We start from the raw sequence: 14,120 nt of genomic DNA on the forward strand, positions 1-14,120 counted from the left end.
TCAACTCCAGCGGCGCCTGAGCAGCTTCTGCCCTTCGCTGTAGATCAGCACTCCGCTGGCCATCGCAGCGCACACCAGCCACTGTCCCGGCGCCAGCGGCGCCGTGCCGAAGGCGATGTTCAGAAGCGGGACGTGGACGACGGCCAACTGCATGCTCAGCGACAGAGCGACGGCACCCCACAGCCACGGGTTGACAAACAGATGGCTGAAGGCGCTGGTGGTGTCCGAGCGCGCGGTGAAGCAGGTGAACAGGCTGGTGAACACCAGTGTCGTGAATCCTGCCGTGCGGGCCGTGGTCAGGTCGCCCGTACCCTCGATCAACCCGCCCGGCAAATAGAAGTCCATCGTCAGCAAGCTCACCAAGGCAATCACCACGCCGGTCTGAATCACGCTGGACCACATGCGCGCATCGATCAGGCGCGTGTTTACATGCCGCGGCTTGCGTGCCATCAGGTCGTCGGTGGCCGGGTCCACGCCCATCGCCAGCGCGGGCGCCGAATCCGTGACGAGGTTGATCCACAGTAACTGGGTAGCTAGCAGCGGCAGCACCACGGTGCCGCCCGCACCCGCCGCATCAACGGCGCCGGTGGACTTCAAGCCGATCACGCCAGCCCCCACCACGCCCAGAAACACCGTCAGCACCTCGCCCATGTTGGACGACAGCAGGTAGCGCAGGAACTTGCGGATATTGTCCAAGATGGCGCGCCCTTCGCGCACGGCATGCACGATGGTGGCGAAGTTGTCGTCGGCCAGAATCATCTTGGCCGCTTCCTTGGTCACTTCAGTGCCGGTGACGCCCATCGCGATGCCGATGTCGGCGGCTTTCAAGGCCGGCGCGTCATTCACGCCGTCACCGGTCATGGCCACGATGTTGCCGTCGGCCTGCAGGGCGTCGACGATGCGCAGCTTGTGGGCCGGTGCCACGCGGGCGTAGACGGATGTCTTGCGCACGGCGTCGGCGAAGGCTGCTTCGTCCAGCGCATCGATCTCGGCGCCTGTGAGCGCAGGCGCGCCCGCCTCGACGATGCCGAGGTCTGCCGCAATGCGCGCGGCCGTTTTCGGGTGGTCGCCGGTGATCATGACGACGCGAATACCAGCGCGGCGCGCTTCGGCAATCGCCACCGCTGCCTCTTCGCGCGGCGGGTCGATCATGCCGACGGTGCCGACGAAGATCAGGTCATGCTCCAGCGCTTCGCCAGCCGTGGCTTCTTCGCCCGGCGCCAACGGCCGGTACGCCACAGCCAGCGTGCGGAGCGCGGCGTCGGTCAGGGTGTCGACATCGGCCAGCAGCCGCGCCCGCAAGGCGTCGTCCAGTGGGGCGACTTCCAACCCCAGGCGCGCCTGCGTGCAATGGCTCAGCAGCACGTCGGGCGCCCCTTTGGTGATGGCCACGAGTGCACCGCCGTTTTCGAGGTCACGTTCGATCGTCGTCATCAGCTTGCGCTCTGACGTGAACGGAACTTCGCCGACACGCTCGAAGCGCCGCTCGCGCCGCTCGGTGACCGTGCCCTGGCCCAGCTTGCGTTCGGCGACCAGGAAGGCGGCTTCGGTGGGGTCGCCGTGAATCTCCCACGCGCCGCCTTCGGTTTTGCGCAAGTCGGCGTTACCGGCCAGGCTGCCACCGCTGAGCACGACAATGGCCTCGCTGCGCAGCGGCCCCTCGAGCAACTCAACCCGCTCGCCACCGCCCGGCTCGGCCTGGTGAACCTGTCCGTCAGGCGCATACCCCACCCCGCTGATGCGTGTGTCGCCGGAAGCGGTCATCACGCGTTCGATGGTCATCTCTGATTTCGTCAAGGTGCCGGTCTTGTCGGAGCAGATCACTGAGGCGGAGCCAAGCGTCTCCACCGACGACAGGTTCTTGACGATGGCCTGGTGCTTGGCCATGCGCTGCACACCCAACGCGAGCACCACCGCCAGAATGGCGGGCAGCCCCTCGGGCACCGCGGCCACGGCCAGCGAAACCCCCAGCAGCAACACGTGCACCACATCGGCTGTGCTGCGGATGTCGGAGATAAGCAGGATGGTGCCCACCACCACGATGGCGATGGCCACAACCGCCAGGCCCAGCGTGCGGCCGATTTGTGCCACCTCCTTTTCCAGCGGAGTCGGTTCCTCGGCGGTGGCCTCCAGAAGCGCCGCAACGTGGCCCATCTGGGTGGCCATGCCGGTGGCCGTCACCACAGCACGGCCAGTGCCCTGCGCCACCGCCGTACCCTTGAAAACCATGTCGAGCTTGTCACCGAGCGCCACCGGCTTGGGCAGCGTGGCGGTGGCCTTGAGAACGGCCTCGCTCTCGCCAGTCAACGCGGCCTCTTGGACACGCAGCGCCGTGGCTTGAAGCAGGCGCGCGTCGGCGCCGATGGCATCGCCTTCAGCCAGCACCAGCACGTCGCCGCGCACCAGCTCGGCGCTGGGCACACGTTGCGGCTTGCCGTCGCGCAGCACGGTTGCAGTGGCAGCCGTCATCTTCGCCAGGGCTGCCACCGCGTTCTGCGCCTTCGCCTCCTGCACGTGGCCGATCACCGCGTTCAACAGAATGACGGCAGCAATGACGATCGCGTCCACCGGCCAGCCCCTTCCTTCATTACCTGCGCCTTCGACCCACCAGGCGACCAGAGCCACGGCCACCGCCGCCAGCAACAGGTAGATCAGCGGGTCCTGGAACTGCGCCAGCGCACGCCGCCAGGCCGGGACCGGCGGTGCCGCACGCAGCTCATTGGGGCTGCCATGGGCAAGCCGGCTCGCAGCTTCCTGCGCGCTCAGGCCGGTCTCGACATTCACCCCAAGCGCCACCGCCACGGCATCAGCGTCGATGATTGACGCGTCGGCGATGCTGCCGATATCCCCTATGTCGCCGCTTTCACCGTTGTCGCCAGGTTCGCTGGGCTGGCCGGCTGCTACCTGCGTCATGCGAGCAACGCCCAAGTGTGGCGGGCGATCTGCTCGTCCTCTTGCGAGGCCAGTACCAGCACCTGGAAGCGCGACGTGCGGTCGCTGCCGGGATTGGCTGCAGCGCGGTTACACGATTCGTCGCGGCTGACACCGATCCATCCGAGCCCCTCACAGATCTCGCTGCGCACCAGCGCGTCGTTCTCACCGATGCCGCCGGTGAAGACGAGCATGTCCAGGCCACAGAGTGCGGCGCTCATCGCGGCCACCTGCTTTCGCACGGAATAGCAGAACATCTCTATGGCCAGGCGCGCATCACGGTTCGACGCAGCAGCTTCATGCAGGCGCCGCATGTCGCCGCTGACTCCCGATATGCCCAGCAGGCCGGAGTTTTGATCGATCAATGCTGCGAGCTTGGCGGCATCGAGCTTCTTCTCGCGCATCAGGTAGACGAGCACACCAGGGTCGAGATCGCCGCTGCGTGTGCCCATGATGACCCCACCGCTGGGCGTCAAGCCCATGCTCGTGTCGATCGACTGACCGTCCTTCAACGCGGTGATGCTGGCGCCGTTGCCGAGGTGGGCGATCACCAGACGCTTCGGCACGACGTCGCCGAGCTGCCGCACGATCGATTCCAGAGAGAGGCCGTGAAACCCGTAGCGATGCAGGCCCTCCGACAACAGCTCCCGGGCAATCGGCAGCACGCGGGCCACTTCGGGCAAGCTGGCATGAAACTGGGTGTCGAAACACGCCACCTGCGCAATGCCGGGAAAGTGGGCCTGCGTGGCCCGAATGAGCGCCAGCTCGGCGGGTGTGTGCAGCGGCGCGAAGGCCGCCGCAGCTTGCAGTTGCCGCATCACCGCGTCGTCGATACGGCAATGTTGGCGCAGCGCCGGCCCGCCGTGAACGATGCGGTGTCCGATGGCGTCGGGTGGCGGCATCCCAGCTGTTGCGAGAACGCTGGCGACACGGGTCAGCGCGTCCCTATGGTCGGCCGTGCCGGCTGTGGAGACAGTCTCGCTGAGCAGTTCCTCGGCACCTGCCGAATCGACGCGGTACAAACCGAACTTCAGCGATGACGAGCCGCTGTTCAGCGCCAGGATGTTCAGCGTGCTCACGAATCGGTCTTCGCCGGCGACCAACGCCAGTCCAGAATCTCGGGCATATCGTCGCCGTGTTCGGCGATATGGCGCTTGTGGCGCTGCAGGGTGGCCTCAAAGCGCGCAACTTCGGCCTCGACCTGGCCCGCAAGTCTGGGGATACGCCGGATCGCGTCCAGCGCCAGTTGATAGCGGTCCAGGTTGTTCAGCACCACCATGTCGAACGGCGTCGTCGTGGTGCCCTCTTCCTTGTAGCCGCGCACATGGATGTTGGCGTGGTTGCGCCGCCGGTAGGTCAGCTTGTGAATGATTGCGGGGTAACCGTGGAAGGCGAAGATCACCGGCTTGTCAATGCTGAACAAAGCATCGAACTCATGGTCGGCCAGCCCGTGCGGATGTTCCGAGGGCGGTTGCAACACCATCAAATCGACGACGTTGACGAAGCGGATGCAGATGTCGGGCACGTAGCTGCGCAGCAGCGTCACGGCGGCCAGCGCTTCCAGCGTCGGCACGTCACCGGCGCAGACCATCACGACGTCGGGGTCCCGGGCATCGTTGCTGGCCCACTCCCACACGCCTGCGCCCGCGGCGCAGTGGCGCACGGCCGCGTCCATGTCCAGCCACTGCGGCGCCGGCTGCTTGCCGGCAATGATCAGGTTCACGTAGTTGCGGCTGCGCAGGCAATGGTCGGCCACCGACAGCAGCGTGTTGGCGTCGGGCGGCAGGTAGATCCGCACCACGTCGGCCTTCTTGCTCGCAACGTGGTCGATGAAGCCGGGGTCCTGGTGCGAAAAGCCGTTGTGGTCCTGCCGCCAGACATGTGAGGTGAGCAGGTAGTTCAACGACGCGATCGGCTTTCGCCAGGGAATGCCGTTGCACACCTTGAGCCATTTGGCGTGCTGGTTGAACATCGAGTCGATGATGTGGATAAACGCCTCGTAGCACGAGAACAGGCCGTGGCGTCCCGTCAGCAGGTAGCCTTCGAGCCAGCCTTCGCACAGGTGCTCGCTCAACACTTCCATCACCCGGCCATCGGCGCTGAGGTGGTTATCTCGCTCTTCCTGCACATCGTCCAGCCACACCTTGCCGGTAACTTCGAACACGGCATCCAGCCGATTCGACGCAGTTTCATCCGGGCCGAAGAGTCTGAAGTTGGCAGCTTTCAAGTTGAGTCTCATCACGTCGCGCAGGAAAGTGCCAAGGACGCGTGTGGCCTCGCCCTCCACCACCCCTGGCTCGGTCACCGCAACGGCGTAGTCACGGAAGGAAGGCATGTTCAGCGGCTTCAGGAGCGCGCCCCCGTTGGCGTGCGGATTGCAGCCCATCCGGCGTTGACCTGTTGGTGCCAGCGCAGCCAACCCCTCACGGAACTGACCATCCAGGTCGAACAGCTCCTCGGGTCGGTAGCTCTTGAGCCAGCTTTCAAGTTGCTGCACGTGCCCAGCGGTCTTGAACTCGGCAATGGGCACCTGGTGCGAGCGCCAGCTGCCTTCCACCTGTTTGCCGTCAACGTGACTCGGCCCGGTCCAGCCTTTAGGCGTGCACAAGACGATCATTGGCCAGCGTGGGCGATTCACAGGCTGCTCGGGGCCCAGCGCTCGAGCCTGCTGTTGGAAGGCGCGTATCTGCACCAGCACCGCATCCAGCGTGGCGGCCAAAGCCTGGTGCACCAACACGGGGTCGTCGCCTTCGACGAAATGCGGCTCGTGACCATAGCCACGCATCAGATCGGTCAGCTCTTCCCGGCTGATGCGTGCCAACACCGTGGGGTTGGCGATCTTGTAGCCATTGAGGTGCAGGATCGGCAGCACCGCACCGTCGCGCGCGGGGTTCAGGAACTTGTTGGAGTGCCAACTCGCCGCCAGTGCGCCGGTCTCTGCCTCACCGTCGCCAACGACGCAGGCAACGATGAGATCGGGGTTGTCGAATGCCGCGCCGTAGGCGTGCGCCAGCGAGTACCCCAACTCACCGCCCTCATGGATCGAGCCCGGAAGTTCGGGCGATACATGGCTGGGCACGCCCTGCGGCCACGAGAATTGCCGAAACAGCCGCTGCAGGCCGTTGCGGTTGCGTTCGATGGCCGGGTAGTGTTCGGTGTACGACCCCTCCAGATAGCTGTTCGCCACGATGCCCGGCCCGCCGTGGCCAGGACCCATGACGTAGATCATGTTCACGTCATGCTCTTTGATCAGCCGGTTCAGATGGACATACAGAAGGTTCAAACCTGGCGTCGTGCCCCAATGACCCAACAGGCGCGGCTTGATGTCTGCGAGCGTGAGCGGGCGCTCCAGCAACGGGTTGTCTCGCAGGTAGATCTGCCCGACCGACAAGTAGTTCGCCGCACGCCAGTAGGCATCGATCTTCTGCAGAATGTCAGGCGTCAAGGAATCAGACATGGAGGCCTTTCGGGGTCATTGAGTTGTGCGGTGGAGGCGCAGACGAAATCGCCGTGTCGACGATGGCCTGCGCTTCTTTCAAGATGCGCTGCAGGTGTTCTGCGCCCACAAAGCTCTCGGCGTAGATCTTGTAGATGTTTTCGGTGCCGGAGGGCCGCGCAGCGAACCAGCCGCTGGCGGTATTGACCTTGATGCCACCGACAGGCTCACCGTTGCCGGGTGCATGGCTGAGGATGCTTTCGATGCGCTCCCCGGCCAGTTCGGTCGCTGTGAGGTGCTCTCGGGTGAGCGCCGCGAGTTGCGCCTTCTGCCGCACCGTCGCAGAGGCCTGCACCCGGCTTGCCACCGGGCTGCCGAACTCTTGCGCCAAAGCCGCATAGCGTTCGCCAGGGTCGAAGCCGGTGCGCGCAGTGATTTCGCCAGACAGCAGCGCAGCGGCGATGCCGTCCTTGTCGATCGTCCAGGCCGACCCATCGCGGCGCAGGAACGTGGCGCCTGCACTCTCTTCGCCCGCAAAGCCGAGCGCGCCGCTCTCCAAGCCACTGGCAAACCACTTGAAACCGACCGGCATCTCAACCAGTTGGCGACCCAGCCTGGCCGCGAGCCGATCGATCAGCCGGCTGCTGACGACGGTCTTGCCAACTGAAGCCTGTTTGCCCCAGCTCGGCCGGTGTTGGAACAGGTAGTCGATGGCCACCGCCAGGTAGTGATCGGGCGACAGCAAGCCAGCCCCTGGAACGACGATGCCGTGGCGGTCGTGGTCGGTGTCACAGGCGAAAGCGATGTCGAAGCGGTCCTTCAAGTCCACCAACCGCTGCATGGCGTGCGGCGACGAGGGGTCCATGCGGATCTGTCCGTCCCAGTCCAGCGGCATGAAAGCGAAGGTCGGGTCGACGATCTCGCTGATGACGGTGAGGTCCAGGCGGTAGCGCTCCGCAATGGCCGCCCAGTAGTGCACTCCAGCGCCCCCCAGGGGATCCACGCCCATGCGTACCTTCGCCTCGCGGATCACGTCCATGTCGATCACGTTGCCGAGATCGGCCACGTAGGCGTTCAGAAAATCGTGGCGGTGCGTCGTTGCGGCCCGCAGCGCCTGGGCGTGCGGGATGCGCTTCACGCCTTCAAGGCGCGCTTGGAGAAGCCGATTGGACTCGGCCTCGACCCAGTTCGTGATCTCCCGGCCGGCCGGACCTCCGTGCGGCGGGTTGTACTTGAAGCCGCCGTCGCGCGGCGGGTTGTGTGAGGGTGTCATGACGATGCCGTCGGCGACGCCTGCGTCTTCCGAATGCAGGCGCCCCCGGTTGTAGCCCAGGATCGCGTGCGAGACTGCCGGCGTCGGCGTGTACTCGTCGTTTGTCGCCAGCATCACATCGACGCCGTTGGCGGCCAGTACTTCGAGCGCACTGGCGCACGCGGGCTGCGAGAGCGCGTGCGTGTCGATGCCCAGGAACAACGGCCCGTCGATGTTGTGGGCTCTGCGGTAGTGGCAAATCGCCTGCGTGATCGCCAGCACATGCCATTCGTTGAACGACACGTCGATGGCCGAGCCGCGGTGGCCCGAGGTGCCGAATGCAACGCGCTGCGCCAAGACCGTGGGGTCGGGCACGTTCGCGAAGTAGGCGGCAACGAGCGCGGACACGTCGACGAGCGACGATGGCGGCGCCGGGTGGCCGGCCAATGGGCTGATGCCGCTGCCTGCCATCTTGCGCCTACGCCTTCTGCGCGTGCCGCGCGATCTGTTCCCTGGCAGCAACCACGACGTGGGCGACATCGAAGCCGAAATGGACTTGCGCAACCTGGCCTGGCGCCGAGATGCCGAACGAGCGCATGCCGATGATCGTCCCGCCCCGGCCGACATAACGCTCCCAACCGAGCGGCGACGCGGCCTCGACCGAAACGCGCGCCTCCACGTCAGGCGGCAGCACGCTGTCGCGGTATTCGGCACTCTGGCCTTCAAACAGGTCCCACGACGGCATGCTGATTACGCGGGCAAGAATGCCTTCGCCCTTCAGTTGCTCGTAGGCGGAGATGCACAGCGCCACTTCGCTTCCGGTGGCCAGCAGCAGCACATCGGGCTTGCCGCCCTGCGCATCGGCCAGCACGTAGGCCCCCCGCGCCACACCGCTGGCGCTGGCGTACCGGCTGCGGTCCAGCGTAGGCAGCGCCTGGCGCGACAGCACCAGGCTGGCCGGCCTGTCGGTCAGCTGCATCACCACGCGCCAGGCCTCAACCACCTCGTTGGCGTCAGCCGGGCGCAGCACCACCATGCCGGGCATCGCGCGGAACGACGCCAACTGCTCCACCGGCTGGTGCGTCGGCCCGTCTTCGCCCATGCTGATCGAATCGTGGGTCCAGATGTAGATGACCGGCAAACCCATCATCGCGCTGAGGCGGATCGCGCCGCGGCAGTAGTCGGTGAAGATGAAGAAACTCGCTGCGAAAGGACGCAACTTCGACAGCGCCAAGCCGTTGGCGATGGCGCACATGGCATGTTCGCGAACGCCGAAATGGAGGTTGCGGCCGGCGTAATCGTCGATCGCGCCGACTTCGTCGCTACCAGTGGGCGGCTCGAATTCGCCAGCGATGGTCAACGCCGTCTTGGTCGAAGGCGCCAGGTCTGCCGCCCCGCCCAGCAGCCAGGGCATCTGCTGCGCGATCGCGCTCAACACCTGGCCCGATGCCTCCCGCGTGGCCAGGCCCTTGGCATCGGCTGCAAAGCTTGGAAGCGCACGGTCCCAACCCGGCGGCAATTGGCGTTGCTGCTGGGCATCAATCTGCGCCGCGAGTTCGGGGTACAGCGCCCGGTAGGCTGTGAAGCGTGCGTTCCATGCTTGGTGCGCGCTGGCTCCGCGCTGGCCGAACCCGGCGCTGAAATGCGCCTGCACACCAGCGGGCACAGCGAAGGTCGCATCGGGGTCGAAGCCATAGAACTGCTTCGTCAGCCGCACTTCATCGGCGCCCAGCGCCTCGCCATGTGCTTGCTTGCTGTCCTGCTTGTTCGGCGACCCGTAGCCGATGTGGCTTTGCACAATCACCAGCGTCGGCCGGTCCAGCGCCTCCATGAAGACCTGCATGCCGCGCGTGAGTGCGTCCAGGTCGTTGGCGTCGGCCACACGAACGACGCGCCAGCCATAGGCCTCGAAGCGCGCCCCGACATCTTCAGTGAAGGTGATGGTCGTCGAGCCTTCGATGCTGATGCGGTTGGCGTCATAGACCCAGCACAGCCGCGACAGCTTCAGATGGCCGGCCAGCGACGCCGCTTCGGCGCTCACGCCCTCCATCATGTCGCCGTCGCTGCACAACGCGAACACGCGGTGGGTGAATATGTCGTGGCCAGGGCGGTTGTAAGTAGCTGCCAGCCAGGCCTGTGCCATCGCCATGCCCACGCTGGTGGCAACGCCCTGCCCGAGCGGGCCGGTGGTGGTCTCCACACCCGAGGTCCAGCCGTATTCCGGGTGACCGGTGCAGCGGCTGCCCGCCTGGCGGAAGGTCTTCAAGTCTTGCAGCGCCACCGCCAGCGAGCCCGGCTGGGGGTAGCTTGCGCCGGTGCCCAACACGCCGCACAAGTACAGCAGGCTGTAAAGCAGCGCCGATGCGTGGCCGGCCGAGAGCACAAAGCGATCCCTGTCAGCCCATTCGGGATCGTTCGGGTCATAGCACAGGAAGCGCTGCCACAAGCAATAGGCGATCGGCGCGGCACCCATCGGCGTGCCGGGGTGGCCCGAGTTCGCCTGCTGCACGGCATCGATGGACAGCGTGCGCAGCGTGTCGATGCACAGTTGGTCGAGTCGCCCGGCCTCGCAGGAGGGGGCATCGGCTGGCTGGTTCAACCGGTCATTCATGGCCGGCTCTGGTCGGGGCATCGGCACTGGCGAGGCGCGCCGTCTCAAAGGTACCGACCCACTCAAGCAACCGCGTGGCGACTTGTTGCACCGCCTCGGAGCGTGATTTTTTCTGTGCTTGCCAGCCGAGGACTGCATCCCAGAAGGTCGTGCGGCCGACCGCAAAGCCGATGAAACCGGGGACAGCCGCCGCAGTGGCCAACCAGTGTCGCACCTGCGTTGCATCGGCACCGCGGCCGAGCACGATGCACCCCACTGTGCCGCGCCCGTCGCAGCGCGCTGCAGCGACGACGCGCTCGCAGTCGCCACGTTGCGCCAGGCCCTCGACCTTCCACACGTCGGGCTCGACGCCGGCATCTTGCAGTTGGCGAATCGCCTCTTGCATCAGCATGGGGCGCAGGTCGCGGTCGTAGGCGTCCTTGTCGCCACCCAGGCGCTGCAGTTGCGCCTTGGTGGCTGGTACCAGCAACTCGAACATAAAGCGCCGCCGGGCGCGCCGGCAGTGCTCGGAAAGCTGCTTCAGGCGGCCGGACTGGCGCTGATTCAGGGCTGCGTCACCCTCAACGTTGTAGCGCACCAGCGCTTTGGCGAATGTCGGGTCGAAGCTCTCGATGTGGTGCATGAAGTCGGCGCCGTACTCGAACTCGAACTCCTCCGAGCCACTTTGTTCGGTGGGCAGAGCGGTGACGAAGCCTCGCCTGCGCGCGTCGCGCAGGATGTCAGCACCGAATTCCTCATCTACAAGAATGCCGCCCGCTGGAAGAGGCACACCTTTTTCGATGGCGGCCACGAAGCCCTCATAAATCAGCTGTTTGCTGTCGCAGACGCGCACAGCCTGCTGGGCCGACAGCGGTGGCGCGAAATTGAACAGGCTTTTCACATAGGAGTGCCGATGATCGAACGGCAGCAGATACAGCGGCTTGTCGTATCCGAGATTCATTGCGGTTGCTCCGTGGCAGTGGCCGCTCCCGCCACCACACTCTTTTCCCTGATTTGCGCCAACAAGCCACTCCATGACTTTGCAAAGGCCTGCACACCCTCGCGCTGCAACTGTGCGGCCAGTGCTTCGTCATCGACACCTTCGCGCCTGAATTCTTCCAATACCGCTTCGGCCAGGCCGCCATCGGCCGGCAGCGCGGCACCGGGATGGCCATGGTCCGAAAAGGCCAGCAAGGTCTTCTCGGGGATGGTGTTGATCGTCTCGGGTGCTACCAAAGCCTCCACATAGAGCGTGTCGCGCGCGGCTGGGTCTTTGGTCGCGGTACTGGCCCACAGCAGGCGCTGTGGCCTTGCCCCTGCTGCCGCCAGCTTGCGCCAGCGTGCGGAAGCCAGCAGCTCGCAATGCGCCTTGTAGCAGCGCATGGCCACCGCGATGCCCAAGCGGTTGTGGAACGGCGGCGAAATCTCCTGCTTCACCGCAGCGTCCCAGCGGCTGACGAAGAGCGATGCCACCGACTGAACCCTGGGCGACAGACCGGCCTCAACGCGGCGCTCGATGCCGCGCAGGTAAGCCTCGGCCGCCGCCAGGTAGTGCTCGCGCGAAAACAGCAGCGTCACATTGATCGGCACGCCGTCGAAGATCGACTGTTCGATGGCCGGCAGGCCTTGCGGTGTGCCGGGAATCTTGATGAACAGGCTGGGCCGCGCGGCCCGCGCGTGCAGTTGCACTGCGGCGCTGATGGTCCCGGCCGTGTCACCCGCCAGCAGCGGCGAGACTTCGAGTGAAACCCACCCATCGACGCCGTCGCTGGCGTCGAAGACGGGCCTGAACAGGTCGGCGGCGCGCGTCAGGTCGGCCAGCGCCAGCTCAAAGAAGATACCCTCCTCCGACAAACCGCGCGCGGCGAGCTTCTGGATCGCATCGTCATAGCTTGCGCCACTGCCGATGGCTTTCTCGAAAATCGTCGGGTTGGAGGTCAACCCGGTCACCGACAGATCGGCGATGTAGTGCGCGAGGGTGCCGCTGTCCAGCAAATCACGTGTGATGTTGTCGAGCCACAGGCGTTGGCCCAGGTCGTGCAGCTTTCGGGTGTTGGCAATCATGGTGTTTCCTGAGGTGCGCGGTTGTCGCGAAGGTCGCGAAGATCGATGTCGAGCAATTCGCCAATGCGCTCGATGGCGATGTCGGCGGGCGGGTAAGCCGCCAAGGCGGCCGCATCCAACGCGTACTCCAACGCGTAGTGGCCCTGGCGCGGGAAGACGGTGGTCAGACGGCCTTGCATGACGCCCTTCATGGCCGCCAGGATGCGCATCTTGTCGTCGACCATGACGTAGTGGCGGGCCGGAAAATGCCGCTGCACCGCCCCCAGCATCTGCTCTTTGTGGATGTAGATCAGCACCCGGCCGGCCACCGCATCCCACAGACCGGAACGCTGAATCTTGCGCGGCTGGAACACCACGTCGCCATCGGTCAGGATCACCGTCGGCCCGCTTGCGTTCAGGCGCCGGACAACATCCAGAGCCTGCGGGTACAGGCGATCGGCGAAGGGGTAGTCGATCAGAAACTCCGACATCTTCAGCAGAGGCATCTCGTCGCCCGGCAGAGGCTCGGCATCAAGCCGCCAGCGCTGCAATGCGCCCAGGTAATCGGCGTAGCCAAGTTCGCTGCGCAAGGCTTCGAAGTGGGCCCAGTAGCGGCCTGCGGGGACGACGCCGAATTCATGCTTCAAGTGCGCGTGCAGGTCAGCGACGACGCGGTCGTTGTCGAGCAGCGTGTTGTCCACGTCGAGCAGGAACACGGTGTCGTGCCGGGCGGTCATGCTGCGCCCTTCTCAGCGTGGCCACCAAACTCTTCCCGCATCGCCGACAAAATCCGATTGGCAAAGTCGCCGCCACCGCGCGACGAAAAGCGCTCGAACAATGCCGCACTGAGCACCGGCACGGGAACGCCCTCCTCGATGGCCGCCTGAAGGGTCCAGCGCCCCTCGCCGGAATCGGATACGCGACCGGCGTAGCACCCCAGTTCTGGGTCTTTCAGGAGCGCCTGCGCCGTCAGATCGAGCAGCCACGAACCGATCACGCTGCCGCGGCGCCAGACTTCGGCAATCTCGGGCAGGTTCATCTCGAACTGATAGAACTCAGGGTTGCGCAGCGGTGTGGTTTCGGCGTCGCTCGCGAGGTCGGCCTTGCCGACGTTGGCATTGCGCAGTATGTTCAGACCCTCGGCATACGCGGCCATCAAGCCGTATTCGATGCCGTTGTGAACCATCTTCACGAAGTGGCCGGCGCCATGCGGACCGCAGTGCAGATAGCCTTCTGAAGCGCTGCTGGAACCGACCCCTCGACCGGGTGTGGCCGTGGCCGCTGCAACGCCGGGTGCCAGCGCCGAGAAGATCGGCCGCAGATGCTCGAAGGGCACCGCTTCACCGCCGATCATCAGGCAGTAGCCGCGATCGAGCCCGGCGATGCCACCGCTCGTGCCGACGTCCAGGTGCTGAACGTCAGCCGCATGCAGCTCAGCTGCGCGCCGAATGTCGTCGCGGTAGTTCGAGTTGCCGCCATCCACGACGATGTCGCCTGCTTCAAGCAGCGGTGCAAGCTCGCTCAACAACAGATCAACCCCGGCAGCCGGCACCATGAGCCAAATCACACGTGGCCGGCTCAGCCGTGCCACCAATTCCTGCAGTGACGCCACACCCATCGCGCCTTCCTTGACCGAACGGCCCAGCGCTGACGGCTGCTTGTCAAACGCCACGCAAGCGTGACCGGCGCGCAGCAGGCGCCTGACCATGCCGTCGCCCATCCGACCCAATCCAACCAAGCCAATTTGCAAAGCTTTGCTCCGTCGCGGCGCACGGGCGCTCTGCGCCACTTGAATGTGCGCAATGCTGGAAGCGTGCCGGAATCTGAGCGTGCGCTTTTTCGGCAACCCTTGTCCGTGCGCTTCCGAA

At 65.4% G+C, this 14,120-nt stretch carries 9 protein-coding genes; all 9 read right to left on the reverse strand.

The genetic code is table 11. The features are described 5' to 3' along the window. Genes ASE11_RS21330 through gnd form a run of 9 tightly spaced genes read right to left on the reverse strand, consistent with a single transcriptional unit; the run spans position 1 to position 14,002 of the window. Positions 1-2,913 (reverse strand): cation-translocating P-type ATPase, encoded by a 2,913-nt coding sequence (locus ASE11_RS21330; protein WP_082585924.1) that lies wholly within the window; start codon positions 2,911-2,913, stop codon positions 1-3. Next, the gene (locus ASE11_RS21335; protein ID WP_056277287.1) at positions 2,910-4,010 is read right to left on the reverse strand and encodes an acetate/propionate family kinase; all 1,101 of its coding nucleotides are present in this window, start codon (positions 4,008-4,010) and stop codon (positions 2,910-2,912) included. Before ASE11_RS21335 ends, ASE11_RS21330 begins: the two co-directional genes overlap by 4 nt. Beyond that, the gene (locus ASE11_RS21340; protein WP_056276535.1) at positions 4,007-6,388 is read right to left on the reverse strand and encodes a phosphoketolase; all 2,382 of its coding nucleotides are present in this window, start codon (positions 6,386-6,388) and stop codon (positions 4,007-4,009) included. The genes ASE11_RS21335 and ASE11_RS21340 overlap by 4 nt, the downstream gene beginning before the upstream one ends. After that, positions 6,381-8,090: a phosphoglucomutase (alpha-D-glucose-1,6-bisphosphate-dependent) gene (pgm, locus tag ASE11_RS21345; RefSeq protein WP_056276538.1), complete on the reverse strand. Its 1,710-nt coding sequence runs from the start codon at positions 8,088-8,090 to the stop codon at positions 6,381-6,383. Before pgm ends, ASE11_RS21340 begins: the two co-directional genes overlap by 8 nt. A 7-nt stretch (positions 8,091-8,097) precedes the next feature. Next, a complete protein-coding gene (tkt, locus tag ASE11_RS21350; protein ID WP_056277294.1) occupies positions 8,098-10,230 on the reverse strand; it encodes a transketolase in 2,133 nt (710 codons plus the stop codon). After that, positions 10,223-11,170, reverse strand: coding sequence for a 2-deoxy-5-keto-D-gluconate 6-phosphate aldolase domain-containing protein (locus ASE11_RS21355; RefSeq protein ID WP_056276540.1), 948 nt, complete (start codon positions 11,168-11,170; stop codon positions 10,223-10,225). Before ASE11_RS21355 ends, tkt begins: the two co-directional genes overlap by 8 nt. Further along, complete coding sequence (gene tal / locus ASE11_RS21360; RefSeq protein ID WP_056276543.1) at positions 11,167-12,273, reverse strand: transaldolase; 1,107 nt, start codon at positions 12,271-12,273, stop codon at positions 11,167-11,169. The genes ASE11_RS21355 and tal overlap by 4 nt, the downstream gene beginning before the upstream one ends. Beyond that, positions 12,270-12,989, reverse strand: coding sequence for an HAD family hydrolase (locus tag ASE11_RS21365; RefSeq protein ID WP_056276546.1), 720 nt, complete (start codon positions 12,987-12,989; stop codon positions 12,270-12,272). The genes tal and ASE11_RS21365 overlap by 4 nt, the downstream gene beginning before the upstream one ends. Further along, entirely contained in the window at positions 12,986-14,002 is a 1,017-nt protein-coding gene (gene gnd / locus ASE11_RS21370; RefSeq protein WP_082585928.1) for a phosphogluconate dehydrogenase (NAD(+)-dependent, decarboxylating), read from the reverse strand. Before gnd ends, ASE11_RS21365 begins: the two co-directional genes overlap by 4 nt. Positions 14,003-14,120 lie beyond the last annotated feature (118 nt).

The sequence above is a fragment of the Hydrogenophaga sp. Root209 genome (assembly GCF_001428625.1).
Taxonomy (GTDB): domain Bacteria; phylum Pseudomonadota; class Gammaproteobacteria; order Burkholderiales; family Burkholderiaceae_C; genus Hydrogenophaga.

Coding starts and splice junctions, on each gene's coding strand:
- ASE11_RS21330 (WP_082585924.1), bottom strand. CDS start 2,913: ATGACGCAGGTAGCAGCCGGCCAGCCCAGCGAACCTGGCGACAACGGT.
- ASE11_RS21340 (WP_056276535.1), bottom strand. CDS start 6,388: ATGTCTGATTCCTTGACGCCTGACATTCTGCAGAAGATCGATGCCTAC.
- pgm (WP_056276538.1), bottom strand. CDS start 8,090: ATGGCAGGCAGCGGCATCAGCCCATTGGCCGGCCACCCGGCGCCGCCA.
- tkt (WP_056277294.1), bottom strand. CDS start 10,230: ATGAATGACCGGTTGAACCAGCCAGCCGATGCCCCCTCCTGCGAGGCC.
- ASE11_RS21355 (WP_056276540.1), bottom strand. CDS start 11,170: ATGAATCTCGGATACGACAAGCCGCTGTATCTGCTGCCGTTCGATCAT.
- tal (WP_056276543.1), bottom strand. CDS start 12,273: ATGATTGCCAACACCCGAAAGCTGCACGACCTGGGCCAACGCCTGTGG.
- ASE11_RS21365 (WP_056276546.1), bottom strand. CDS start 12,989: ATGACCGCCCGGCACGACACCGTGTTCCTGCTCGACGTGGACAACACG.